This window comes from Mycobacterium sp. ELW1 (assembly GCF_008329905.1).
Classification (GTDB): domain Bacteria; phylum Actinomycetota; class Actinomycetes; order Mycobacteriales; family Mycobacteriaceae; genus Mycobacterium.
The window spans coordinates 4,919,795-4,943,420 of record NZ_CP032155.1 but is presented as its reverse complement, the minus strand read 5'-3'; the positions used below and the strand labels follow the sequence as shown (position 1 = coordinate 4,943,420).

24 protein-coding genes are annotated in these 23,626 nt (G+C 66.1%); 15 read left to right on the top strand and 9 right to left on the bottom strand.

Features of this window, described 5'->3' with window-relative positions:
- Positions 1–46 precede the first annotated feature (46 nt).
- The gene (locus D3H54_RS23540) at positions 47–457 is read left to right on the top strand and encodes a DUF5313 domain-containing protein (RefSeq protein WP_286199318.1); all 411 of its coding nucleotides are present in this window, start codon (positions 47–49) and stop codon (positions 455–457) included.
- Here D3H54_RS23540 and D3H54_RS23535 read toward each other — a convergent pair whose 3' ends face one another.
- Positions 458–880: a PPOX class F420-dependent oxidoreductase gene (locus tag D3H54_RS23535; protein ID WP_149381654.1), complete on the bottom strand. Its 423-nt coding sequence runs from the start codon at positions 878–880 to the stop codon at positions 458–460. It abuts the gene before it with no gap.
- Positions 881–1,023: 143 nt separating this feature from the next.
- Between D3H54_RS23535 and treS the strand changes: the two genes are divergently transcribed.
- A complete protein-coding gene (treS, locus tag D3H54_RS23530) occupies positions 1,024–3,267 on the top strand; it encodes a maltose alpha-D-glucosyltransferase (protein ID WP_432246391.1) in 2,244 nt (747 codons plus the stop codon).
- Positions 3,268–3,335: 68 nt separating this feature from the next.
- Positions 3,336–3,863, top strand: coding sequence for a GNAT family N-acetyltransferase (locus D3H54_RS23525; protein ID WP_149381650.1), 528 nt, complete (start codon positions 3,336–3,338; stop codon positions 3,861–3,863).
- Here D3H54_RS23525 and D3H54_RS23520 read toward each other — a convergent pair.
- Both D3H54_RS23520 and D3H54_RS31915 read right to left on the bottom strand, forming a co-directional pair.
- Positions 3,846–4,511, bottom strand: coding sequence for a glycine-rich domain-containing protein (locus tag D3H54_RS23520; protein WP_149381648.1), 666 nt, complete (start codon positions 4,509–4,511; stop codon positions 3,846–3,848). The genes D3H54_RS23525 and D3H54_RS23520 overlap by 18 nt on opposite strands.
- 4 nt (positions 4,512–4,515) lie before the next feature.
- Entirely contained in the window at positions 4,516–4,650 is a 135-nt protein-coding gene (locus D3H54_RS31915) for a hypothetical protein (RefSeq protein ID WP_286198988.1), read from the bottom strand.
- A 198-nt stretch (positions 4,651–4,848) separates the two neighbouring features.
- Here D3H54_RS31915 and D3H54_RS23515 point away from each other — a divergent pair, with 198 nt between their 5' ends.
- Positions 4,849–5,637 (top strand): bestrophin-like domain, encoded by a 789-nt coding sequence (locus tag D3H54_RS23515; RefSeq protein WP_149381646.1) that lies wholly within the window; start codon positions 4,849–4,851, stop codon positions 5,635–5,637.
- A gap of 28 nt (positions 5,638–5,665) precedes the next feature.
- Here D3H54_RS23515 and D3H54_RS23510 read toward each other — a convergent pair whose 3' ends face one another.
- Positions 5,666–6,217, bottom strand: a complete 552-nt coding sequence (locus D3H54_RS23510) for a TetR/AcrR family transcriptional regulator (protein ID WP_149381644.1) — start codon at positions 6,215–6,217, stop codon at positions 5,666–5,668.
- Between the two features lie 164 nt (positions 6,218–6,381).
- On the opposite strand from D3H54_RS23510, the gene D3H54_RS23505 reads away from it, so the two are divergent.
- On the top strand, positions 6,382–7,602 hold the full coding sequence (locus tag D3H54_RS23505; RefSeq protein WP_149381642.1) for a cytochrome P450: 1,221 nt from the start codon (positions 6,382–6,384) through the stop codon (positions 7,600–7,602).
- A gap of 36 nt (positions 7,603–7,638) precedes the next feature.
- On the opposite strand, the gene D3H54_RS23500 is transcribed toward D3H54_RS23505, so the two are convergent.
- The gene (locus D3H54_RS23500) at positions 7,639–8,184 is read right to left on the bottom strand and encodes a hypothetical protein (protein WP_149381640.1); all 546 of its coding nucleotides are present in this window, start codon (positions 8,182–8,184) and stop codon (positions 7,639–7,641) included.
- A 186-nt stretch (positions 8,185–8,370) separates the two neighbouring features.
- Between D3H54_RS23500 and D3H54_RS23495 the strand changes: the two genes are divergently transcribed.
- The gene (locus D3H54_RS23495; RefSeq protein ID WP_168214950.1) at positions 8,371–9,537 is read left to right on the top strand and encodes a histidine phosphatase family protein; all 1,167 of its coding nucleotides are present in this window, start codon (positions 8,371–8,373) and stop codon (positions 9,535–9,537) included.
- Positions 9,538–9,550: 13 nt separating this feature from the next.
- Here the strand turns inward: D3H54_RS23495 and D3H54_RS23490 are convergent, their stop codons facing one another.
- Positions 9,551–10,303, bottom strand: a complete 753-nt coding sequence (locus D3H54_RS23490; protein WP_149381636.1) for an O-methyltransferase — start codon at positions 10,301–10,303, stop codon at positions 9,551–9,553.
- Between the two features lie 113 nt (positions 10,304–10,416).
- Between D3H54_RS23490 and D3H54_RS23485 the strand changes: the two genes are divergently transcribed.
- The 6 genes from D3H54_RS23485 to D3H54_RS23460 all read left to right on the top strand — a co-directional run bounded on the left by D3H54_RS23485 (position 10,417) and on the right by D3H54_RS23460 (position 16,978).
- On the top strand, positions 10,417–11,193 hold the full coding sequence (locus D3H54_RS23485) for a methyltransferase family protein (RefSeq protein WP_286198987.1): 777 nt from the start codon (positions 10,417–10,419) through the stop codon (positions 11,191–11,193).
- A gap of 16 nt (positions 11,194–11,209) precedes the next feature.
- Positions 11,210–13,447: an MMPL family transporter gene (locus D3H54_RS23480; protein WP_149381632.1), complete on the top strand. Its 2,238-nt coding sequence runs from the start codon at positions 11,210–11,212 to the stop codon at positions 13,445–13,447.
- Between the two features lie 76 nt (positions 13,448–13,523).
- Positions 13,524–14,582: a type III polyketide synthase gene (locus tag D3H54_RS23475; RefSeq protein ID WP_149383706.1), complete on the top strand. Its 1,059-nt coding sequence runs from the start codon at positions 13,524–13,526 to the stop codon at positions 14,580–14,582.
- Entirely contained in the window at positions 14,582–15,091 is a 510-nt protein-coding gene (locus tag D3H54_RS23470; protein WP_149381630.1) for an isoprenylcysteine carboxyl methyltransferase family protein, read from the top strand. The genes D3H54_RS23475 and D3H54_RS23470 overlap by 1 nt, the downstream gene beginning before the upstream one ends.
- Positions 15,088–16,104 carry an NAD(P)/FAD-dependent oxidoreductase gene (locus D3H54_RS23465; protein ID WP_149381628.1) on the top strand — a complete coding sequence of 339 codons (1,017 nt, stop codon included), beginning with the start codon at positions 15,088–15,090 and terminating at the stop codon, positions 16,102–16,104. Before D3H54_RS23470 ends, D3H54_RS23465 begins: the two co-directional genes overlap by 4 nt.
- 19 nt (positions 16,105–16,123) lie before the next feature.
- Positions 16,124–16,978 carry an SDR family NAD(P)-dependent oxidoreductase gene (locus tag D3H54_RS23460; protein WP_149381626.1) on the top strand — a complete coding sequence of 285 codons (855 nt, stop codon included), beginning with the start codon at positions 16,124–16,126 and terminating at the stop codon, positions 16,976–16,978.
- 3 nt (positions 16,979–16,981) lie between these two features.
- Here D3H54_RS23460 and D3H54_RS23455 read toward each other — a convergent pair whose 3' ends face one another.
- Positions 16,982–18,514 (bottom strand): cellulase family glycosylhydrolase, encoded by a 1,533-nt coding sequence (locus tag D3H54_RS23455; RefSeq protein ID WP_149381624.1) that lies wholly within the window; start codon positions 18,512–18,514, stop codon positions 16,982–16,984.
- A gap of 160 nt (positions 18,515–18,674) precedes the next feature.
- On the opposite strand from D3H54_RS23455, the gene pat reads away from it, so the two are divergent.
- Positions 18,675–19,721 carry an acetyltransferase Pat gene (gene pat, locus D3H54_RS23450; protein WP_149381622.1) on the top strand — a complete coding sequence of 349 codons (1,047 nt, stop codon included), beginning with the start codon at positions 18,675–18,677 and terminating at the stop codon, positions 19,719–19,721.
- Position 19,722: 1 nt separating this feature from the next.
- On the top strand, positions 19,723–20,544 hold the full coding sequence (locus D3H54_RS23445; RefSeq protein WP_149381620.1) for a shikimate 5-dehydrogenase: 822 nt from the start codon (positions 19,723–19,725) through the stop codon (positions 20,542–20,544).
- On the opposite strand, the gene D3H54_RS23440 is transcribed toward D3H54_RS23445, so the two are convergent.
- On the bottom strand, positions 20,541–21,860 hold the full coding sequence (locus tag D3H54_RS23440; protein WP_149381618.1) for an HNH endonuclease signature motif containing protein: 1,320 nt from the start codon (positions 21,858–21,860) through the stop codon (positions 20,541–20,543). The two genes, D3H54_RS23445 and D3H54_RS23440, sit on opposite strands and share 4 nt — an antisense overlap.
- A 172-nt stretch (positions 21,861–22,032) precedes the next feature.
- Between D3H54_RS23440 and D3H54_RS23435 the strand changes: the two genes are divergently transcribed.
- The gene (locus D3H54_RS23435; protein ID WP_149379351.1) at positions 22,033–23,256 is read left to right on the top strand and encodes an integrase catalytic domain-containing protein; all 1,224 of its coding nucleotides are present in this window, start codon (positions 22,033–22,035) and stop codon (positions 23,254–23,256) included.
- A 55-nt stretch (positions 23,257–23,311) separates the two neighbouring features.
- Here the strand turns inward: D3H54_RS23435 and D3H54_RS23430 are convergent, their stop codons facing one another.
- Positions 23,312–23,608, bottom strand: a complete 297-nt coding sequence (locus tag D3H54_RS23430; protein WP_149381616.1) for a hypothetical protein — start codon at positions 23,606–23,608, stop codon at positions 23,312–23,314.
- Positions 23,609–23,626: the final 18 nt, after the last annotated feature.

The following is a 23,626-nucleotide window of genomic DNA, read 5'->3' as shown; positions in this document are numbered from 1 at the left end:
GAAACCGCTACCCGAGGAGGATGCCACGTCCGCCGATCGGCCCAATCTGGGCCAACTCATCATGTACTCGTACGGGTTCCGACGCCTGCCCGATTCCATGCGGGAATGGGTCGCGAACGATCTCGCGGGACCCGGCGCCGTCAAGCGGTTCATGCTCAAAGCGGCGATCCCGCCGTTCTTCCTCCTGGCGCCGTTCTGGCTGCTGCCGGTGGAGAACAACTCTGTCTACGTGCACGCCGAGATGACGGTGCCGCTCTATCTGTGGACGCTCGCGATTTCGCTTGCGCTGAACAAAGTTTGGCGGCGGCATCGGCTCGCCGTGCACGGCCTGGATCCGAATCTGGTCGACGTGATCAAGCGGCAGAAGAACGCCCGCGTCGAAGAGGATTACATCGCCCGATTCGGCCCGCGCCCCCAGGACGCCGAACACCAGAAGAACAGCAACCCGTTCTTCTGATCAGTCGGCGACGTCGAACGCCGTGATCACCTTCGTCGGGGTCACCCGCACGACCAATTCGCCCGGCACGCCGTTGCGCCTGCCGAATTCTTCGGCGCGCTCGGCGCCCATGTAGCGGGCCGCGATCCGGGTCGCGAGGTCGAGCAATTCGTCGGGATCCTCGCTGAGCGACGCGGTGCCCTGAACCTGAACGAACGAGAACGGCGGTTCCTGATCGTCGACGCAGATCGCGACCCGTGGGTCGCGGCTCAGCGCGCGGCCTTTGGCGGTCGCCTTTCCGGTGTTGAAGACGAGCTGGCCGCCGTCGACGATGAACCACACCGGGGCAACGAGCGGCCTGCCGTCTGCCGCGACATAGGCGAGTTTGGCCGTGCGAGTGCCCTCGGAGAGGAACGCGGCCGCGTCATCGGAGAGTTCTTCCATACCGTCGAGGCTAGGCGCACGACCCGCGAAGCGTTTCGACCCGTGGCGCCGGTGGCAATACTCGAGTGGCGCGTCGTCGGGTTTGGCAGGCAAGGTTGAAGCAAGACAAAGTCAGGAGTCTCATGTCGCAGACGGTGGAGTCCATGCCCGACGATGGACCGCCCGACGAGGGTGAAACCGGCAATGCGCCTGCCGAGATCACCTACGACGAGCATCTACACCCCGCCCGACCTCGTACGTTGCGATTCCGTCCGCGGGTACGAAACCCGTTTGTACGCAGGTCGATTGCGCAGGACGGCTCGCCGACGGCGGACAATCAGGCGTACGTGTCGTGGCTGTTGTCACAATCGATGCTCGCCGACGCCAACGAGATCAGCCAGCAATTCTCCGGCCAGGGTTCGATGTGGCAGAACCCATACGCCACGCCCAGTCCTCGCAGTGCCGTCGAGGCCGCTTCGGTCTGGTTCACCGCGTACCCGCTGTCGCTCATCACCCGGCCCGATGAGTCGTTCCTCAAGGCCATGGCCGATGAGGCGATGTGGAAGGCATTCGCGGAGATCGGTATCGAGGGAATTCATACCGGCCCCGTCAAACGCGCCGGGGGTATCGCCGGCTGGCAGCTGACCCCCAGCGTCGACGGCCACTTCGACCGGATCAGCACCCAGATCGACCCGGCCTTCGGCACCGAAGACGAGTTCCGCCAGATGTGCGGCACCGCGAACTGGTACGGCGGCACGATCCTCGACGACATCGTGCCCGGCCACACCGGCAAGGGCGCGGACTTCCGGCTGGCGGAGATGAAGTACGCCGACTACCCCGGCATCTACCACATGATCGACATCGACCCGCTGGACTGGGAGCACCTGCCCGACGTTCCGCACGGCCGGGACTCGGTCAACGTCGACGCCGCCACCGAGGAGTGGCTGGACAAGGCCGGCTACATCATCGGCCGGCTCCAGCGCGTGATCTTCTACGCCGAAGGCATCAAGGAGACCAACTGGAGCGTCACCCGCCCCGTCGTCGGCATCGACGGCGTCGAGCGGCGCTGGGTGTATCTGCACTATTTCAAGGAGGGTCAGCCCTCGATCAACTGGCTGGACCCGTCTTTCGCCGGGATGCGTCTGGTCATCGGCGACGCACTGCACTCACTGACCGATCTCGGTTCGGGTGGGCTGCGCCTCGACGCCAACGGCTTCCTCGGCGCCGAGAAGACGTCCGGGGACGACGGCGTGGGATGGTCGGAAGGTCACCCGCTGTCGCAGGCTGCCAACCAGTTCATCGGGAGCATGGTGCGCAAGCTGGGCGGGTTCACCTTCCAGGAGCTGAACCTGACGATCGACGACATCAAGGAGACCAGCGGCACCGGCGCCGATCTGTCCTACGACTTCGTCAACCGGCCCGCCTATCACCACGCCCTGGCGACCGCTGACACCGAGTTCCTGCGCCTCACGCTGCGCACGGCCATCGAACTGGGTGTGGACCCGGCATCGCTGGTTCATGCGCTGCAGAACCACGACGAGCTGACCTACGAACTGGTGCACTGGTCGAACGGCCACAAGGACGACGTCTACACCTACAAGGGCCACGAGATCACCGGCGAGGCACTCGGCGAACGTGTTCGCGCCGACCTCACCGAGGCGCTCACCGGAGCGGCCGCACCCTACAACCGCGTGTTCACCACGAACGGAATCGCTTGCACCACAGCGACAGTGATCGCTGCGACGCTGGGCTACCGCGACCTCGACGACATCGACGATGACATCGACCGCATCCGCCGGGCGCACCTGCTGCTGGCCATGTTCAACGCACTTCAGCCGGGCGTGTTCGCGCTGTCCGGCTGGGACCTGTGCGGCATGCTCACCTTGCCGTCGGCCGAGGTCGCCGACCTGATGCACGGCGGCGACACCCGCTGGATCCACCGCGCCGCGCACGATCTGATGGGCGTCAACCCGGCAGCGACGAAGTCGAACGCCGGAATGCCGCGTGGCCGAAGCCTGTACGGCTCGATCCCGGAGCAGCTCGCCGACGACACCAGCTTCCTGCGCCAACTGCAGGCGATACTGCGGGTCCGGGCGCACTACGGCATTGCGACCAGCCGGCAGGTCGACATTCCTGAGGTGTCGCATCGCGGCATGTTGGTGATGGTGCACCAGCTCGACGCCCCTGAGCAGTATCAGCTGACCGTCTTGAACTTCGCCAACGAAGACATCGCCGGCACTGTGCGATCCAAGACTCTGCCGCCGGGTGCGACTGTGCGGGATATGTTCACCGGAGCGCACATCGCTGTCGTCGACGATCTGCACAGCTTCGCGGTCGAGATGATTCCGCATCACGGGATGGCGCTTCTGGTCGAAGTCGAACCTGCCGACGAGGACGGATCGGTCTGAGCCGGTCTGGCGCGCAACGTCTTTCGTACGATGAGCACGCTCGACGACAGGCTGGGTGATACTGCCGGGTGGTCGAAGTCCGAGAAGCCGTCCCCGATGATGCGATGGCGCTCGCGCAGGTACATGTCCGGTCCTGGCGTGCTGGTTACCGGGGCCTCGTCGCGCAGAGTTACCTGGACGCGTTGGACCCCGAGGAGCGGGCGAAGCGGTTTGTTCTGGAAGCCATGGAACTCCGCGGTCCCTACACCCTGGTGGCGGTCGATCACGGCGCGATCTGCGGCCACGTCACGATCGGGCAATCGCGCGACGATGACATGCCCGACAGCGGTGAGGTGTGGGCGCTCTATGTCGACCCGCAGCGCTGGGGCACCGGGATCGGCCGTGCGCTGCTGGCCGCCGGCTGCGACCGCTTGCGGACGGCCGGGCACCAACGCGCGTTCCTGTGGGTACTGTCGGCGAACGACGGCGCGCGGCGCTTCTACGAACGGGCCGGGTGGAGTGCCGACGGACGCGAGCGATTCGACGTCTTCGGCGACACTCCCGTGCGCAAGTCGAGTTACGGCACCCTGCTCGAGGATTCAGGGAGCCACACGTAGCACGCGAGACCGTACGAGCGCCTCGATCAGGCCGGTTTTCTCGTCGTCGGTCAGGCCGCCCGGCAGTTCGCGTACATAGAAATCCCGGGTACCCGCGATGAAGTCGAGAGCTTCTCTCGCCAGGGAGTTGACCTGCAGAACCGTTTCCCCGCTGTCGTCGATCAAGGCGACCGTCTCGTCATCGACGTCGACGCGCAGGAAGGCCTCGTTGAGGACGCGTCGCGACGGGGTGACGCTGGTGTCGTCGTACCAGATGGCCGGCAGCGGCTCACCGAACAACTCCTGATAGCGGCTCTGAAAGTCGTTGAAGGAGCCGATGTTCGAGGGTGGTTGCGCGGTCGGGTCATAGGTCGGGTCATAGTCGACGACGGGCGAGTGGTGCACGTAGTGACCGAAGAAGCGGTGCCCGAAGTCGGTGTACTCGGTCGTGAACAGGATGAAGGCGTGCCACGCCTGGTCGACCATCGCCGACGGCATGCCGAACGACATCTCCGGAGTTGCCTCGCAGAGCACCAGGTACTTCTTGGCTTCGGTGAAAAGCAGTTCGGCTTCGTCGGCGGTAGCGGCGACCCGATCCTTGACCAGTCGCTCGATCACGAAAGGCGCGGGGTAGGACAACGCATGTCGGAGCCGGGCGTCGAGCGTCACGGGCCTAGCGGGTGCGGGCGAAGCAGAGCATGCCGTCGCGACCTGTGATGCCCGCCTTGTCGGCGGCGCGTCCGCGGTCGGTGGTGACGGTGAGCCGGCCGACGGTCACGGTCTCGGTGGTGGCTTTCACGGTGCTCATCGGATGTCTCCCTGTCTCGTCCGGGCGGCCCTTCGCCATCCGGGGTGAACCCACTATCGCGTGCCGGCTCGACTCGGGCAGTCCGCTGATCGGGCTGTCTCGGGGATGACGCGACTGTCCACCGATCGGCTTACCCGTGGCACCGAAGCCCTAGAGTCGAAGGAACCTGTCTTGCACAACCCGTGGGGGGAGTCGCCGATGAGTGGGTGGATCGTCAGTCACATCCCGCCGGGCCTGCTTCTTGTCGTCCTGATCGTCGTGATCGGCGGGGGAGGGATGCTGCTCGCCGCGGGCGTGCGACGCCTGTTCCCGGCCCTGACCCGTGACGAGCACAATGACGTCACCAAGTTCACCTATAGCTTCATCGGCTTCATCTATGCGTTCTTCATCGGTTTCATCGTCTCGTCGATGTGGGGACAGATCGCCACCGCCGACGCCAACGCCCGGGCCGAGGGTTCGGCAGCTATCGAAATGGCCAGGGATCTAGGGGTTTTCGAGAAGGCCGATGCCGATCGGATCCGGCAGAGCCTGCTCGACTACGAGAACGCCGCCATCGCGGAGTGGAACAGCGACCGCAGCGCCCGGTCACCGGACGCCGACGCCGCTCTGGCGAAGGTGTCGGCGGCCTACCATCAGGTGACCGCGACGACCGACAGCCAGAAGGCTCTCCTGTCGAGCTCATACGCCAACTTGGACAAGGTAAGTCAGGCCCGTACCGTCCGTCTGCTCACCGCACGCGAAGACACCGGTCCGCCGTGGCCGTTGTGGGCCGTCATCTTCCTCACCAGCGCGATGGTTCTGGGCACTGTGATCATCTACGGCGTGGAGAAGGCCGGGATGCACTACCCGATGGTGGCGATCGTCGGCCTCATCGTGGCGACCAATCTGTTTCTCATCCTCGAGCTTTCCCATCCGTTCATCGGTGGCATCTCCACGTCGCCGGACCCGCTGTACGAGGTTGTCTCGGTTCTCACCACCCAACAGTGATGGCTCCCGGCTCGCTGCGCGGAACCGATCACCGCGTCGCGAACGCGGGTGCCACGAAGCGCTCCAACACCGCACGCTCCTCGCCCACACTCGCGATCGGCGAGTAGGCCAACGACACGACAACGCGGACAATCCATTGCGCAGCCTGCGGATCGTCGTCGGTGATACCGGTGAGCTCGGCGGCGAGGTGGGCGAGCACCGGCGAGGAATGCAACTCCCTCAGGTCCGGTGAAGTGCCGCCACTGAACATCAAGCGCCGCAGCGGATCGGATCGGATCTGATGGAGCGCCACCGTGATTGCGGTGATCACCCGCTCCGCGCCGGTGAGTCCCGCCACGGATTGCCGAACCGCGTCGATGATGCCCGCCGCCAGCCGCATCAGCACCGCATCACGGATCTGACCCTTGCCGCCGGCATGGCGATACACCGTGGCCCGCGAACAGTGGACCCGCGCGGCCAGGGTGTCGATGTCCAATGCGTCCAACCCCTCGCGGATGACGAGCTCGGTCGCGGCGGTGTAGATGCGCTCCGCCGCCGCCGCGGCGCGGTCGCCGCCCAGGACCCAGTCGTTGCGAGACATGGCAGACATCTTCTCAGCTTTGAGACGACATGCTGCCCCTAACGCCCTATCTATCCAGGTAAAAGCATCAACTTGAGACAGCGCTAGTGCCCACAACGTAGGTTCGGTATCGACTTGTGCCCTCGCGATTGACGTGGCGGCTGCCCACCGCTCAGCGTGAAGGCATGACATCGGCGGATACCGGCCTGGGGCTGGCGCTCTTCGAGGACCGGTACATCCAGGATCCGCACCCGCTGTACGCGAGCATGCATCAGACCGGCGACGTCCACCGCATCGGCAACTCGGGCTTCTACGCCGTGAGCAGTTGGGATGCGGTCAACGAGGCGGTCGCTCGCCCCGATGACTTCTCCTCGAACCTGACCGCCACCATGATGTACGCGCCGCCGGACACCGTCTCCGCCTTCCCGATCGGTGAACTCGGCGGCGACATCCAAGCCTTGGCGACTGCGGATGAACCAGTGCATTCGGTCCACCGGAAACTCCTGTTGCCCCAACTGGCCGCGAAGCGAATCCGCGGCGCCGAAGCGTTCATCGCGGAAACCGCAGGCGCCCTGTGGGACACGAGTGTCGATGACGGTGGCGTCGAGTGGATGAGCGCGATCGCCAACCGGCTGCCGATGATGATCGTCGGCCGGATCATCGGAGTGCCCGATACCGACATCGACCGAATCATCCAGTGGGGATACTCGGCCACCCAGGTGGTCGAAGGCCTGGTGACCCCCGCTCAGATGGAGTCCGCCGGGGTCGCCGTGATGGAGCTCAGCACGTACATCGCCGACCAATTCCGACAGGCTGCGGCCGAACCCCGCGGCAACCTACTGGGTGATCTGGCCGCGGCATGTGCCGCCGGCGACCTCAGTGACACTGCGGCGCTGGCGATGATGATCACACTGTTCAGCGCCGGCGGCGAATCGACCGCGTCGCTGATCGGTTCTGCCGCTTACCTTCTCGCAACCCATCCCGACGTACAGCGCCGGATCCGCGGCCGGCCGGACTTGCTCGGGGCGTTCCTGGAGGAAGTGCTTCGGTACGAGCCACCGTTCCGCGGGCACTACCGCCATGTCGTCCGTGACACCGAGTTGTGTGGCGTCGAACTCGAGGCGGGTTCGCGGTTGCTCCTGTTGTGGGGCGCTGCCAACCGGGACCCGTCCCACTTCGATGATCCCGCTGAGTTCCGGCTCGACCGACAGGCTGGAAAGGGGCACATCACCTTTGGGAAGGGCGCGCACTTCTGCGTGGGGGCCGCGTTGGCGCGCTTGGAAGCTCAGATCGTCATCGGCCAGCTTGTGGAGCGAACCACGACGATCGGCGCCGCCGAGGTCGGCCGATGGCTGCCGAGCCTTCTGGTACGTCGTCTCGAGCGGCTGCGGCTCAGCTTCGTGTGAACGGAAGATCCACGGCCGCATAGTGTTCGACGTAGGTCAGTGATGACCGCCGCCGCCGACCTCGGCGGGCAGTGGCGGCGGCAACGGCGTCGTCGACGTGGGTGTGGTGCTGGTGGGGGCCGATGACGTCGTCGGTGACGACGACGTGGAGGGCGCAGACGATGTCGACGTCGAAGTCGATGTCTGGGGACCGTGGAAGTCCTCCCACGACTCCTTGCGGACCACCGTCGTGCCGGAGCTGACCACCAGGGCGCTCGAGCTCACCGTGTAGGTGATGCCGTCGTTCACCGCGCTGTAGGAGCCGTCGCCGGAACTGGAAGCGGACAGCACCAGCTTGGCGCCGTCACGGACCCGCACGCCGCGGTATTCGTTTCCACCGGCCGTCGTCTTGCAGATCGCCACCCGGGAGCTGTCGGTGCTGCCGAAGAGCACCGCGGCGCCTGGACAGCGCGCCGTCGAGTCGAGGTAGCCGTAGGTGTCGAATCCGGGGGCGGCGGCGGCGTGCGGCAGGGCGGTCATCAGAAGAGCGGCGCATGCGGCGGCCGCCGCAGCGCCTGCGGCGCGGATCGCAGAAGAAGACATCGACTTCCACGACACCACGTGCACGCCGGGTGGGCGACCGCCGATGCCGACTCTCCACGCGATCGTTAGTTCGCCGAGACCCCGCCAGGTTGCTTGTAGACAGATTTGCCATTGTGTACTGTGACCGGGCGCACAGTCGGTAGGGTCTGGGCGCGTATCACTGTCGGGGATCAGATGGAGTTCGGGATGAGAGACCACGCAGGAGTTCGGCATCGGGCACTGAAAGCACTGGCGACGATCGTCTCGGCGGTCGCGTTCTTCGTGATGTCGGCGCTGCCTGCCTGGGCCGCCGACTCGATCACCCTGACCTGGGTGCGGCACGGCGAGTCCTACGGCAACGTCGCCGGAGCCGGTATCGACACCAAGGTGCCCGGCCCGCATCTCACCGAGCTCGGCGAGCAGCAGGCCGAAGCCATCGCCCAGCAGCTCAAAGACGGTGGCTACGACAGCATCTACGTCTCCGACATGATCCGCACCCACGAGACGGCGGCCCCGCTCGCGACGGAAACCGGACTCACCCCGATCCAGGAGGGCGGCTTTTGGGAGATCAGCGCCGGCATCTTCGAGGGATCGCCGATCGACAGCGGGCTCGGTCGGATCGGCTACTTCCTGATCCCGGTGGCCTGGACCCTCGGGCTGCGCAGCCTGCCCATCCCGCTCGGTGAGAACGGCAACGGCTTCGAGTCCCGAGTCAACGGTGCGATCGCCTCGGTGATCGCCAATGGTGACACCAAGCCGGTGATCTTCTCGCACGGTGCCACGATCATGGTCTGGACGATGATGAACGTCGACAACCCCGACGTCATGCTCATGCTCACCCATCCGCTGGGCAACACCGCTGTCGTGGTGGTGACCGGCAACCCGGAGGACGGCTGGACGCTGCAGAGCTGGGATGGTGTTGCCGTCAGCCAGAATCCGTCGCTCGCAGGCAAGTTGTTCGTCAATACGCGCAGCCTGATCGTGGCGCCGCAGACCGCGGTCTACAACGTCGTCCAGGCCGCCAAGACCGGCGACATCCGCAAGGTGGTGGCCGCCGTGCGTGACGGCGTTGCCCTGGTCGCCAAGGCGGGCGTCGACTTCGTCAAGAACTCGGTCACCGATATCGCGCAGGCGATCCGCGGCGCACTGCCCGCCGCGGCGAGCCCGGTGGTCAGTCCCCTTGCCGCCAAGATGAAGTCGCCCGCTGCGGCGGCGGCCAAGGCGGAACCGGGCAAGGTCAACGCCGGGTCCAGCCGCAAGGCCGCGTCGAAGGCCGATGCCTCCGGCCAGGGCGCCAGCAGTGGCAAGGCCGACGGGGGAGCCAAGAAGGGCACCGGCTCCAGCCGGCGGGCCGCGCACAAAGCGGCTGCCTGACAGGCGGTTTCGCTCAGGGGCGATACTGCGACTCGAGCACCAGGTCGGGCACCAGTTTCTGGTACTCCATGTGCGTGCGATGTCCCACCGTGGTCCAGCCGTTGCCCTCCTGCTCGTGCATGAAGGCGCGGTACTTCGGGGAACCGGGAAATCCCACGTTGTCGGCCACGACGACGGCCCCGCTGCGTAGCCAGCCCCGCTCGACGATGCTGAGCAAGTCCGCCAGGTAAGCGTTCTTGTCGTGGTCGATGAACAGGAAATCGACTGTGCCTGAGTCGAATCCGTGCTCGTCATGCAGCGCGTCGAGCGTGCGGCCGCCATCGCCGACCGTCCCGACCACGCACGTGACGCGGTCTGCCACACCTGCGTGCGCCCAGATCCGCCCGGCCACTGCGGCGTTCGCAGCTGCGAGTTCGACGGAGTACACCCGCGCCGACGGGGCTGCTCGCGCGATCCGCAACGCGCCATACCCGCAGTAGGTGCCCAATTCCAGCGCCAGTCGGGGATCGGCACGGCGCACCGCGGCATCGAGCAGAGCGCCCTTCTCGTCGCCGATGTTGACCAGAAACGACTTCGCGTAGGCGTACTCGTCGATGGTGGCCAGCACGCTGTCGATGTCGCCGCGACGGGCGTTGGCCTCGACGTAGTCGGCCGCCGCCGCCTCCCGGCCGTCGCCGATCTGGCCCGTCCTGTTGAAGTTCCGGATTCCGATGCCGGTCCGCAGCACCGACCATCGCAGCAGTGGCAAACGCTGGCGAAGATTCATGGACTCACGCTACGTTGTGCTCGCGGGTGCCAGTGACGGGCTTGCGAGAGGTGTGTGTGCGGGCAATATCGTCGCCCGTCGCCCGCAAAGGCGGCGGCCGGACAGTCCTGGCCGTGAGCTACGGCGTCGTTTGTCATGCGCTGTTCGTCCTGGCGGTCGGTTCGATGGTCGTCGCGATGTACTTCGGCATGAGCCGCTCGCTCGGCAGGGTGCCGGCCCCGTGGAGCTGGGTCGCCAACGCCGCCCTTCTGCTTCAGTTCCCGGTCATCCACTCGCTGCTGCTCACCGGCCGCGGCCGGGCAGTCCTCGCCACGCTGGCGCCGCGGGGCACCGGCGCCACGCTGGCGCCGACGACCTACGTCATCGCGGGCTCGCTGCAGCTGATCGCCCTGTTCGCGCTGTGGACGCCGAGCGGAACGATCTGGTGGCAGGCGCAGGGATCGGCGTTGACCGTGGTCGTCGCGCTCTATGCGTTCGCCTGGGCCCTGCTGGGGAAGTCGATGTTCGACGCCGGCCTGTCACTGCAAACCGGCAGCCTGGGCTGGGTCGCCCTGCTGCGCGAGCGCAAGCCGGTCTTTCCGAAAATGCCCACGACCGGCCTTTTCCGGCTCACCCGGCAGCCGATCTACGTCGCGTTCACGCTGACGGTCTGGACCGTACCGACCTGGACTCCTGATCAGCTGATCCTTGCTCTGGTGTTCACCGCATACTGCCTGCTGGGACCGCTTTTCAAGGAGGCCCGCTTCCGGCGTGTGTTCGGTGCCGAATTCGACAACTATGCGCGGGCAGTGCCCTATTGGTTACCGTGGCCAGGTAGGTTGCGAGGCCGTTCGGGGAGGCATTGTGAACCTCCTGCTGGTCGGGTACGTATCAGCAGAAGGCAGGGCTGAACCTAAGGACGGACCATTGCTGCGAGCGATTGCCCGGCTAGCTATTGCAGCGCCGCGTCAGGTGGTCGCCGTCGCGATCCTCGTCATGGTGGCGCTCGGCATCTTCGGCCTACCGGTCGCCAAGAGTCTCTCTCCCAGCGGCTTCGCCGACCCGAACTCGCAGTCGTCGCGGGCGCAACAGGTGCTCACCGACAAGTTCGACCAGGGCGACGTCCAGTTCCTGGTCGTCGTGACCGCGACCGATCGCTACGACAGCCCCGCGGCGCGGGAGGCCGCGCTCGACGTCATCGACCAGCTGAAACGCTCCGGCCATGTCACCGGCATCTCGTCGGCGTGGACGTCGCCGCCGCAGGCCGCGGCCGCGCTCGTCAGCCGCGACCAGAAGTCGGGCGTTATCACCGCCGGCATCACCGGCAGTGAAGCCAACCAGCAGATCTACGCCAAAGATCTGTCCGCCCAGATAAGTCGCGACCGCGACGGCATCGCGGTGCGCACCGGCGGGATGGCGATGGTCAACCTGCAGGTCACGCAGCAATCGCAGCACGATCTGCTGCTGATGGAGTCCATCGCGATTCCGCTGAGTTTCCTGGTGCTGGTCTGGGTGTTCGGTGGCGTGTTCGCCGCCGCGCTGCCGGTGGCTGTGGGCCTGGTGGCGATCCTCGGAGCGCTGGCCGTGCTCCGGGTGACGACGTTGTTCACCGACGTCTCGATCTTCGCCCTCAACCTGACCACCGCGATGGGTCTTGCCCTCGCGATCGACTACACGTTGCTGATGATCAGCCGCTACCGCGACGAATTGGCCGAGGGAGCGGATCGGGAGACCGCGTTGATGCGGACCATGGAGTCGGCGGGGCGCACCGTGCTGTTCTCCGGAACCACCGTCGCGCTGTCCATGGGCGCCATGGTGCTGTTCCCGATGCACTTCCTGAAGTCGTTCGCTTATGCCGGCGTGGCCACTGTCGCGCTCGCCGCGGTGGCCGCCATCGTGATCACTCCCGCCGCGATCAGCCTGCTGGGTGATCGGCTCGACTCGCTCGACGTGCGCCGTCTGGCCCGCCGCACACTGAGCCGGGCCGAACCGGTCCAGCGACCGGTCGAAGAGCAATTCTGGTATCGCTCAACCAGATTCGTGATGAAACGCGCAGTGCCGATCGGATTGGCGGGCGTTGTGGTGCTGGTGATCCTCGGTGCGCCGTTCCTCGGTGTGCGCCCAGGATTCCCCGACGATCGGGTGCTGCCCACCTCGGCGTCGGCTCATCAGGTGGGCGACCTGTTGCGCAGCCAGTTCACCAACAACTCCGAGACCGCCATTCCGGTGGTCATCCCGGATGCCGCCGGCCTGTCCGACCCGCAGATCGCCCGCTACGCCGCGGACTTGTCGCGGGTCGCCGATGTGCCGTCGGTGTCGGCGCCGATGGGCGCGTTCGTCGGCGGGAACCTCGCCGGTCCACCGACGGCGGCGACCGGCTCGGCGTCGGGCAGCGTGCTTCTCACGGTCGAGAGCACCGCACCGTTGTTCTCGGACCGTTCGGAGGATCAACTCACCCGCCTGCATGAGGTTCCGACGCCGGGCAACACGACGGTCGAGTTCGCGGGCACCGCACAAATCAACCGGGACAGTGTGGATGCCATCACCTCCCGGCTCCCCGCCGTTCTCGGTTTGATCGCGGTGATCATGCTGGTGCTGCTGTTCCTGCTGACCGGCAGTGTGGTTCTTCCGCTGAAGGCTCTGGTACTCAATGTGCTGTCGCTGACGGCCGCGTTCGGCGCAATGGTGTGGATCTTCCAGGACGGGCATCTCGGCGCGCTGGGCACCACCTCGACCGGCACCCTGGTGGCAAACATCCCTGTGCTGTTGTTCTGCATCGCGTTCGGCCTCTCGATGGACTACGAGGTGTTCCTGGTGTCGCGGATCCGGGAGTTCTGGCTGGCATCACCGCAGCGCGGCGGTGTGGACAACGACGAGAGCGTCGCTCTCGGGGTGGCCCACACCGGCCGCGTCATCACCGCCGCGGCGCTGATCATGGCAATCTCGTTCGCCGCGCTGACCGCGGCTCATGTGTCGTTCATGCGGATGTTCGGGCTGGGCCTGGCACTGGCCGTCTTGGCCGACGCCACCCTGGTTCGCCTGGTGCTGGTTCCGGCGTTCATGCACGTCATGGGGCGGTGGAACTGGTGGGCGCCGAAGCCGCTGGCCTGGATGCACCAACGGGTGGGCATTCGCGAAGGAGGGCCGGCGAGGCATACTGGTTGACGTGTCGAACAACGGTCCGCGGGCAAACACTGGTGAACCCGCACCGGGCGATCATCGTGTCAATGACATGCGTCCGATCAGTGTCATCGCCGGAGTGCGCGGAGAATTGCCGCCGCACCGGTACACCCAAGCCGAGGTCACCGAAGCGTTTCTCACCATCGGTGGATACGGCGAGTATGAAGAGATCCTTCGCAAGCTGCATCGCAGCGCCAAAGTCGACAATCGTCACTTCGTGCTTCCGCTGGACCAGTACCCCGCGCTGAAGGATTTCGGCGAAGCCAACGACTTGTTCATCGAGAACGCCGTCGAACTCGGCTCGGCCGCGGTCGCGGGTGCCCTCGAGGAAGCCGGCCTGCGGCCCGACGACGTCGACCTCATCGTGTCGACGACGGTGACCGGAGTCGCGGCCCCATCCATCGAGGCCCGGATCGCCGGCCGGCTGGGGATGCGCCCCGACGTCCGTCGCGTGCCGATGTTCGGCCTGGGATGCGTGGCAGGTGCGGCGGGCGTGGCCCGCCTGCACGACTATCTGCGCGGTGATCCCGACGGTGTGGCGGTATTGGTGTCCGTCGAGTTGTGCTCGATGACGTACACGGCGAACAAGCCGACGTTGCCCGGACTGGTCGGCAGCGCGTTGTTCGCCGACGGTGCGGCGGCCGTCGTCGCGGTCGGGGAACGCCGGGCGGAGAAGATCAACGCCAGCGGACCCGATGTGATCGATTCGCGCAGCCATTTGTACCCGGATTCGTTGCGCACCATGGGGTGGGACGTCGGACCAGACGGTCTGGAGCTGGTGCTGTCCGCCGATCTGCCCGATGTGATCGAGCGCTACCTGCCCGACGACGTCACCGAATTCCTTGGCGCACATGACCTCTCAATCGACGACATCGGCACCTGGGTCTGTCATCCCGGCGGCCCCAAGATCATCGAGGCGATCGTCAACAGCCTGAAGCTCCCCGACGAGGCGCTCGAGCTCACCTGGCGCTCGCTGGCCGACATCGGCAACATCTCGTCGTCGTCGGTGTTGCACGTGCTGCGCGACACCATCGCCAAGCGTCCGTCCGCAGGTCCGAGTGTGATGATGGCCATGGGTCCCGGGTTCTGCTCGGAACTGGTGCTGCTGCGCTGGCACTGATGACCTGGTATGTGCTGCTGGTCGCGGCGGTGGCGCTGGAGCGCCTGGCCGAACTGGTCGTGGCAAAGCGCAATCTGGCCTGGAGCCGGGCTCAGGGCGGTGTCGAGTTCGGGGCGAGCCACTACCCGCTGATGGTGGTGCTGCACACCGGATTCCTCGCCGGTGCGCTGCTGGAGGTGTTCGCCCTGCACCGGCCGTTCCTGCCTGCGCTCGGCTGGCCGATGCTGGCAATAGTGGTTGGCGCGCAAGGCTTGCGGTGGTGGTGCATCACCACGCTCGGCCGGCAGTGGAACACCCGCGTCGTCGTCATCCCCGGTGCTCCCCGCGTCGACGGCGGTCCGTATCGGTTCTTCAGCCACCCCAACTATGTCGCCGTCGTCGCCGAGGGCATCGCCCTGCCGTTGGTGCACACCGGATGGATCACCGCACTGGTCTTCACCGTGCTCAACGCGGCGCTGCTGCGCACGCGCATCCGCACCGAAAACGCCGCGCTGGCAAGCCTGTCGTGATCGATCTCCTGGTGGCAGGCGGCGGCCCGGCCGGTCTGGTCACCGCATTGCATGCCGCCCGCGCCGGACTGAGCGTGACCGTCGTCGAGCGCCGCCCCGCGCCGATCGACAAGGCTTGCGGTGAGGGAATGATGCCCTACACCGTGCAGCAGCTCGACAAACTCGGAATAACACTGCCCGGCAAGCCGTTTCGGGGCATCACATACTTCGATACCGCACGCCGGGTGGATGCCCCGTTTCGCGCCGGTCCGGGTATGGGCGTGCGCCGAACCGCGTTGCACACCGCGTTGATGGATGCGGTGCAGGCCGCAGGCGTCGATGTGGTGGACGCCCACATCGGATCGATCACCCAGGACGCGGACTCGGTGCAGTGCGGGGCTTTTCGTGCTCGCTACCTGGCCGCCGCCGACGGCCTGCATTCACCGATCCGGCGGTCGCTGGGCCTGGCCCGCCCCAGCGGCGGGTCGCGACGGTGGGGGCTGCGGCGGCACGTGCGCATCGCGCCGTGGAGCGACCGGGTCGAGGTGTACTGGGGTGACGGCGCCGAGGCCTATGTCACCCCGGTGGCCGACGACTGTGTGGGCATCGCGATCCTGACCGCGCGGCAGGGTTCGTTCGAGAGCAGGCTGGCCGAATTCGGTGCGCTGCGCGAGCGGGTGAACGGATGTCCGCACGGGCCCGAGCGGGCGGCAGGTCCGCTGCGGCAGCGGGTGGCCGGGCGCCGAGCCGGCCGCGTCCTGCTGGTGGGGGATGCCGCAGGCTACGTCGACGCCTTGACCGGCGAAGGGCTCGGCATCGCCTTCGGCGGCGCCGAGCTGTTGGTGAATTGTGTTCTGGCGGAACGGCCCGGCGACTACGACCGGCAGTGGCGGCGGATGTCGCGGCGCTACCGGCTGCTGACGGCGGGGCTGCTGCATGCCGTCGAGTTCGGTCCCACCCGCTCGGCGGTGGTGCCGGCCGCGGCCGCGCTGCCGAGCGCGTTCGGCAAGATTGTGAACCTGCTGGCCTACTGACGGCGTAGGCTGCGCCGCTATGAGCAACGGCCCGCGTGGCATCGCGGACATCCCGGACTGGAATCGCCTGCTGGAGGGCCGCGTTGCGGTCGTGACCGGTGGCGGCGACGGTATCGGCGGGGCGATTTCGGCGCTGTTCGCCGCGCACGGCGCCGTCGTCGAGGTGGCCGAGATCGACCCGGTCCGTGCCGAGCACATCAGCCGCGAGGTGACGGCGGCCGGCGGGGTGATCCGGAGCCACGTCGTGGATGTGACCGTCGACGACGATGTCGCCCGTCTCGCGGATGCGGTGCTGGGCAGCCATGGGTGGGTGGACGTCGTGGTCAACAACGTCGGCGACTACCGGCCGCTGGTGGGCTTCGAGGAGTCGACACCGCAGACCTGGCAACGGATGTACGACGTCAACCTGCGCCATGTCTTCGCGGTCACCCGTGCTTTCGTCGGGTCGATGATCGACGCGGGCAGCGGCAACATCGTCAACGTCCACTCGGTGGAAGGCATGCGGGGCTTTCCGCGTGATCCGGTCTATGGCGCGATGAAAGCCGCTGTTGCACACTTCACCACGTGCCTGGCGGTCGATTTGGGCCGCCACGGAATTCGCGTCAACGGCATCGGCACCGATCTCACCCAGACGCCGCAGGTGGACTATCTCACCGGGTATGAGGATGTCGAGCACCTGTGGCAGTCGTGGGCGCCGGTCGGTCGGGTCGGCTGGCCGGACGATCAGGCGCGGGTGGCGTTGTTTCTGGCATCAGAGTTGTCAGGTTTCGTCACCGGCCACAACATTCCGGTCGACGGCGGGACGAAAGCCGGTGGTGGGTGGCTGTTTTCGCCGCGCGCCGGCCGTTTCGTCAACCGGTCCAAGCACCTGTAGGTCTCAGCGCGCGGAATGCCCCGTGGAGCTGTGTCCGGTTGACCCGCCGGATGCTGCCCGATCGGCGCGCTGCTGAGCGGGCTTGCCACGGCGTTGTGCGCTCGGTGCGGACGCGGCCGCGGGGCTGGGAGTGGCGGTGGCTGTGGCCGGTTGGCGCTTGCTTGTCGCGACCGCCCTGCGCGGGTTCGGCGCGACGGCGGTCAGTGCCGCCGGGGCCGACGTCCTGGTCGCGGCGGTGCGTCCGGCGGTCGGGATGCCCAGACCCGCGGCGATGGTCTTCACCACTGCGTTGACCACGCTACTCACCAGCTGCACAATGAATTTCGGCACCACGAGCGCCTGATTGATCAGCTGACGGATGAAAACCTGGACGCCCTGCAGGAACGGATTGGCCGGCATATAGGGCGTCACGTCGAAGGGTTCGGCGGTGCCGTCCGCCAGATCGGCGATCAACGCGGCCACGGTCTGAGCCGCCAACTTGGGGGTCCAATTGGTCGTGAAGATGCCGAAGTTGGCCTCGTCGTCGAAGGCGCCGGTCGCGGTGTCGCGGGTGGTGTAGATGAACATCGGGCCGGCGCCGGTCACCTGCTGCCATGCGACCACGAAATCGTGGATGTAGGCGGCTTGCTGAGCCTGCGACACCACGCTGGTCGGCAGACCGTATTCGGTGGCCCACAGTTTGAGGTCGGCGTCGCCGTTGGCTGCCATCAAAGCCCGGATGGCCGCGACCTGTTCGATGGGTTCGGCGGGCATCGTCCCCTTGGAGAACGGGGTCACATAGTGGTACGGGTGAAAGGACAAAGCGTCGAAAAAGCCATGTGCCCCATCGGCATACATTTGATTGACGAACTTCACCGCGCTGGTCGACACACCCGGAATGTTGCCCACCGCCCCCAACACGCCGCCGATGACGGTGGCGTTCGGATCGGCGGCCTTGATCGCGGGGTAGGCGGCCTTGAGCAGGTCGGTGTAGGCCTTCGCGCTGACCGGCGACCAGAACGTCACACCGTTCGGCTCGTTCCAGACTTCGTACGCCGAGATCTTGCCCTGGTAGCGGGTCGCGACGGCCGAGGCGAACGCGGCGTAAGTGGCGGGGTTGGGGTGTCCGTTGAGCGGGAAGCCCGCCCAGGCCGGGGTTGCGCTGATGACACCGAGCACGCCCATATCGCGTTCGGCGACGGCGTTGACCACCATGTCCAGCCTCGACCAGTCATAGCTCTGAGAACTGGTGGGCTGCACAAAGATCCACGGGACCGCGATCCGGACGTCTTTGACGCCGAGGGATTGCAGCTCGTCGAGGGTCTTGTTCAGATCCGCCTCGGACAAGGTGTACAGATTGGAGTCGGCGATGCCCAGCGTGGTCGGCGCCTCGTCGATCGCGGCCATCAGCACCACCGGCAGATGGATAGGGCCGTGCGACACCGACCGCCCCGCCGCATTGGGAACCGGGGTGAGTGTGGCCGCGATGAGCGCCGCCGCCGTCACCGTCGTCACGGCTCGCTTGGCTGCCGTGAAACGGCAGAATTGAGCAGGCATACGCAGCACCCCCGACGTTTGCGCCCTGTGTCAGCAAACACTAGCGCGGGCCCGCGCCGTCGGGGCGATAGTTGAGCAACCCGATACGGTTGGTGTGCCGAATCGGTCCGCCGGATTGCGGCCCATCGGTAGCCTCGAAGTCGATGACTATGGAGGTCGCATGACGACGGAAGGCAGCGAAAGCGGCCTGGCGTCGGCACTGGGGGCGGCACCGGAGTTGATCACCGTACGCGCCGAGGGATTGGCGCAGATGGAGGTGTTCGCAGGGTGCCGGCCTGAGCTGCTGCGCCCGCTGGCCGAACGGCTACGACCATTGCAGGCTCCGCCCGGGCGGGTGCTCATGCGCCAGGGCGAGCAGGCCGTGTCGTTCCTGCTCATCGATACCGGCCGGGCCGAGGTGCGGCACGTCGGAGATGACGGTGACATCGTTCTGGATTCGGTCTCTGCCGGTGTGATCGTCGGTGAGATCGCTCTCCTACGTGACACGCCCCGCACCGCGACCGTCACCACCACAGAGCCGCTCACCGGCTACATCGGTGACCATGCGGCGTTCGAGACCATGGCCGAGCTGCCGGGGATCAGCGAGCGGCTGGTTCGCACGGCCCGGCAGCGACTGGCGGCTTTCGTCACCCCGATCCCGGTGACCCTCAAGGACGGCACCGAGCTGTGGCTGCGTCCGGTGCTGCCCGGTGACAGCGCCCGGACGTCGAACGGTCCGGTGGAGTTCTCCTCCGAGACGCTCTATCGCCGGTTCATGTCGATGCGGGCGCCGAGTATGGCGCTGATGAACTACCTGTTCCAGGTCGACTACGTCGATCATTTCGTGTGGGTCCTCGTCGACGGTGCGGACGGCCCGGTGGTCGCCGACGTGCGGTTCGTCCGGGATGAAGCCGATCCGTCGGCCGCCGAGATCGCGTTCATCGTCGGCGACGCGTATCAGGGGCGTGGCATCGGAAACTTCCTGATGGATGCGTTGATCATCGCGGCGCGGGTCGGGGGAGTGAAGCGCTTCTCGGCGCGGGTGCTCGGGGACAACCTGCCGATGCGGACGATCCTCGACCGTTTCGGCGCGCACTGGGAGCGCGAGGAGCCCGGAGTGGTGACCACCGAGTTCGACGTCCCGAAAGACAATGCGATACAGATTGATCCAGAGCTCGCCGCGGAGATCCGGAGCATGGCGCGCCAGGTCCTGCGGGCGGTCGGATGACATGGCCAAGCCTGCGCTGAACAAAGACACCCGGTTGTGCATCTCGCTGGCCGCGCGGCCCAGCAACATCGGCACCCGGTTCCACAACTATCTCTATGAGCAGCTCGGCCTGGATTTCATCTACAAGGCTTTCACCACAACCGATATCGCGGCCGCCATCGGCGGTGTGCGGGCGCTGGGGATTCGCGGATGTTCGGTGTCGATGCCGTTCAAGCAGGATGTGCTGGCGCTGGTCGAGCATGTGGAGGACTCGGCGCGAGCGATCAACGCGGTCAACACGATCGTCAACGATGACGGTGTGCTGACCGCGGCCAATACCGATTACACCGCTGTGCAGCGGTTGATCGCCGAACACGGCCTCGATCCGGACTCGGCGGTGCTGATCCGCGGCAGCGGAGGGATGGCGAGCGCGGTGGCAACGGCGTTCCGGGACAGCGGATTCGGCGATGGCACCATCGTGGCCAGGAATTCCGACAGCGGCCCGGACTTGGCGCAACGGCTGGGCTACGACTGGCGCAGCGAGGTCGGCGACCTCCGCGCCTCGGTGATCGTCAACGTGACGCCCATCGGAATGGCCGAGGGCCCCGAGGAACACGAGCCCGCCTACGCCGACGCGGTGATCGCCGCTGCGCGGACCGTTTTCGACGTGGTCGCTGTGCCGTCGGAGACGCCGCTGATCGCCGCAGCGCGGGCGGCGGGTAAGCAGGTCATCACCGGTGCCGAGGTGATCGCGCTGCAGGCGGCCGAACAGTTCGAGCGGTACACCGGTGTTCGGCCCACCCCGCAGCAGGTCGCCGAGGCGTCGGCGTTCTCCCGGGCCTAGCTTCCCAGTAGTCGTTCGGGGTGGTGGTAGTCGTTGACGCCGCCGCGCAGCATGGGTAGGCGTGGTGGGGGTATCCATTCGGTGTCGCCGTTGGCGAGTTTTCGGGTTTTCCAGCCGTGGTCGAGGAGTCGGTGATCGGCCGGGCAGGCCAGGGTGAGTGTGTCGATGTTGGTCAGCCCGCCCTGGGCCCACTCGTCGACGTGGTGGACTTCGGTGAGGTATCCGGGTGCATCGCAGCCGGGGCGGGTGCAGCCGCGGTCCTTGCTGTGCAACATGATCCGCTGATCAGCCGAAGCCACCCGTTTGGTGCGGCCCAGCCATAACGCCTGCCCGCGCACCCCGTCGAACAGAGCCAGGTAGTGGTAAGCGTGGCTCGCCATCCGGATGACGTCGGGGACGGGCAGCAGGGTGCCGGTGGCGGTGACCGCGTGCCCGGTCGTGGCCTGAAGGTCCTGCAGGGTGGCCGAGACGATCACCGTCACCGGTAACCCGTTGTGCTGACCCAACTTCGGGTCACCGAGTTGACCACGCACCAACGCGGTCAACGCATCGTGCTGACGTTGGCCGTGGCTGCGCAGGTCACGGTCGGCCACCTCCTCGGATGGGCTGAGGGTGGGTGTCTGGTCGGCGGGGTTGCACACTCCGGGTGCGGCGAACTTGGTGAACCAGGCATCCAGCATGGACCGCAACTGCGGGTCGGCGATCAGCCGGCCCACACTCATCCCGTCGACCTGTTGCCCACCGCACCAGACGAACCCGCGTTTACGGGCGCGGTCCTCATCGGAGAACGTGCCGTCGGGGTTGAGGTGCAGTGCGAGCCGGTGGGCGATCTTCTCCAATTGATCGGGCCGCAGATTCACCGCGTGCTCCGCCAGAGTCCGTTCGGCCTTCTCGATCTCGACCGGCCCGACATGCTCGGGCAGATCGCGGAAGAACTTCTGGATCACCCGCAGATGCTCGCCGTCCAACTGTCCGGCGTGCCAGGCCGCCGAGGTGTCGGGTAGCAACGGGGGCAACGGTTCCCCGGTCAACGCTCGCCGCGGCGCCACCTGCTCGGCATCGCGGATCCGGCGTTTGGCCTCTCGCGGGCTGATCCGCAACACATCAGCCAGGGTGATCGGTACCGGGGGACACCCCTCGAACTGCTCCAACCGCCCCACCACCGCATGCGAGACCGCTACCTGCCGACGACGGGCGGTCTCCAACCGCTGCAGCACCCGGAACCGATCCGGCGGTGACAACACATCGAGATCGACCGCGGCCAACGCCTCGACCACATCGTCGAGTGCCTCCAGCACGACGTCGATCGAACTCATACATCGAACATTAGTTCGAACCACCGACAAAAACCCGAGGCCGCAATCGCGCGTTGACTCATCTGAAATGCGCGCGAAGGGCGGCGAATTCGTTGTTCGTTGCCTCACTGAAAATGCGCGCGTGCGGCGTGCCTAGGTGAACGGTCAGCAATGTCGTCGGTAGGCCCGGGTGATGGGGTTGACGTTGGCCGAACGCAGGGCGGTAACCGAGGCGATTGCGGTTCGCTATGTGCGAGCCGACAAGCGGGCCAAGGGCGTGATTCTCGATGAGTTGTGTGCCACGACCGGCTGGCATCGCAATCACGCACGTAAGGCGCTTATGGCGGCGTTGACGCCGAAAGTCGCGGCCTCGCAGAGGCCGCGACCAGTGAAGTACGGGCCAGAGGTCATTGCCGCGCTGACGGTGTGCTGGACGGTGCTGGGGATGCCGGCCGGCAAGCGATTGGCGCCGATGTTGGGCGAATTGGTGGCGGTGTTGCGCCATTTTCAGGAGTTGGTCATCGATGACCAGACTGCAGCGTTGGTGGTGTCGATGTCGGCGGCCACCATCGATCGACGGTTGGCTCCCGAACGGCGCAAACACCAGCTCAGGGGGCGTGCCACCACGAAGCCAGGGTCGCTGCTCAAGAGTCAGATCCCGGTCAGAACCTGGGCCGACTGGCAGGACGACCGGCCCGGTTTCGTCGAGATCGATTTGGTCTCCCACGACGGAGGCTGCGCCTGGGGTCAGTTCGCCTTCACGTTGACCGTGACCGATATCTGCACCGGGTGGACCGAGAACCGCTCCATTCCCAGCAAGGCGGCGACATGTGTCTTCCGCGCACTCAAAGTCATCGTTGAACGGATGCCATTCCCGATCCTGGGGGTGGACTCCGACAACGGAGCCGAGTTCATCAACACCCACCTACTGCAATGGTGCGTGGACAACGAGATCACCTTCACCCGGGCGCGGCCGGGCAATAAGAACGACGGCTGTCACGTCGAACAGAAGAACTGGGCGGTGGTCCGCACGGTGGTGGGCTATCACCGCTACACAACAGCGTCAGAGATGTTGTTGCTCAACGAGATATGGCAGTTGCAGTCCCAACTCACCAACTACTATCACCCGCAGCAGAAACTGGTATCGAAGGTCCGTCACGGTGCGAAGGTCACCAAGAAGCACGACGAGGCAGCCACTCCGTTTCGGCGCTTGATCAACCACCCGTCCATGGTCGACGAAGACCGGATCCTCGCGCTGACACTAGCCCAAAGCAACATCAACCCCGCCGCAATCCAACGCCGGATTCACGCATTGACCAACCAACTCCTCATCTTGACCACCAGCAAACCGGGAGACAGCGTCAACAAACGCGCACTCATACACAAGGCAGCCAAAACTCCTACGCGCGCATCTTGACATGAGGCAACAGGAATCGACCTGTGGATGAATGCAGAACTGGGGATAACGCCGGTTATTTCAGCTGGCTCGCCGCATACTCGTCGGGCCGATTCTTCTTCATCCACAATCGAATTGGCGCGAACAATACCCACAGCACCGCGTAGCCCGCGTAATAGAACGCCACCGCAAAGAGCATCCCGACAATCCACGCGGGATACACGAGGATCAGACAGAACTGGACAAACTGCTTGATCACCACCGGCTGTCCGTCGGCCATCGACCAGACGGCGCGCGGACTCATCGAGGCGACCATGCGCCGGCCCGTGGACACCGTGGGTTCCTCGGGTTCCTGCGGCTCTTCAGATGTCATGCGAAACCCTCCCGACTG

Bases quoted from the DNA above. Each gene is read 5' to 3' on its own strand.
- treS (WP_432246391.1), top strand. From the start codon at position 1,024: ATGCCCGACGATGGACCGCCCGACGAGGGTGAAACCGGCAATGCGCCT.
- D3H54_RS23430 (WP_149381616.1), bottom strand. From the start codon at position 23,608: ATGACATCTGAAGAGCCGCAGGAACCCGAGGAACCCACGGTGTCCACG.
- D3H54_RS23515 (WP_149381646.1), top strand. From the start codon at position 4,849: ATGAGTGGGTGGATCGTCAGTCACATCCCGCCGGGCCTGCTTCTTGTC.
- D3H54_RS23500 (WP_149381640.1), bottom strand. From the start codon at position 8,184: ATGTCTTCTTCTGCGATCCGCGCCGCAGGCGCTGCGGCGGCCGCCGCA.
- D3H54_RS23460 (WP_149381626.1), top strand. From the start codon at position 16,124: ATGAGCAACGGCCCGCGTGGCATCGCGGACATCCCGGACTGGAATCGC.
- D3H54_RS23440 (WP_149381618.1), bottom strand. From the start codon at position 21,860: ATGAGTTCGATCGACGTCGTGCTGGAGGCACTCGACGATGTGGTCGAG.
- pat (WP_149381622.1), top strand. From the start codon at position 18,675: ATGACGACGGAAGGCAGCGAAAGCGGCCTGGCGTCGGCACTGGGGGCG.
- D3H54_RS23505 (WP_149381642.1), top strand. From the start codon at position 6,382: ATGACATCGGCGGATACCGGCCTGGGGCTGGCGCTCTTCGAGGACCGG.
- D3H54_RS23470 (WP_149381630.1), top strand. From the start codon at position 14,582: ATGACCTGGTATGTGCTGCTGGTCGCGGCGGTGGCGCTGGAGCGCCTG.
- D3H54_RS23495 (WP_168214950.1), top strand. From the start codon at position 8,371: ATGAGAGACCACGCAGGAGTTCGGCATCGGGCACTGAAAGCACTGGCG.
- D3H54_RS23510 (WP_149381644.1), bottom strand. From the start codon at position 6,217: ATGTCTCGCAACGACTGGGTCCTGGGCGGCGACCGCGCCGCGGCGGCG.
- D3H54_RS23435 (WP_149379351.1), top strand. From the start codon at position 22,033: ATGGGGTTGACGTTGGCCGAACGCAGGGCGGTAACCGAGGCGATTGCG.
- D3H54_RS23455 (WP_149381624.1), bottom strand. From the start codon at position 18,514: ATGCCTGCTCAATTCTGCCGTTTCACGGCAGCCAAGCGAGCCGTGACG.
- D3H54_RS23445 (WP_149381620.1), top strand. From the start codon at position 19,723: ATGGCCAAGCCTGCGCTGAACAAAGACACCCGGTTGTGCATCTCGCTG.
- D3H54_RS31915 (WP_286198988.1), bottom strand. From the start codon at position 4,650: ATGAGCACCGTGAAAGCCACCACCGAGACCGTGACCGTCGGCCGGCTC.
- D3H54_RS23535 (WP_149381654.1), bottom strand. From the start codon at position 880: ATGGAAGAACTCTCCGATGACGCGGCCGCGTTCCTCTCCGAGGGCACT.
- D3H54_RS23490 (WP_149381636.1), bottom strand. From the start codon at position 10,303: ATGAATCTTCGCCAGCGTTTGCCACTGCTGCGATGGTCGGTGCTGCGG.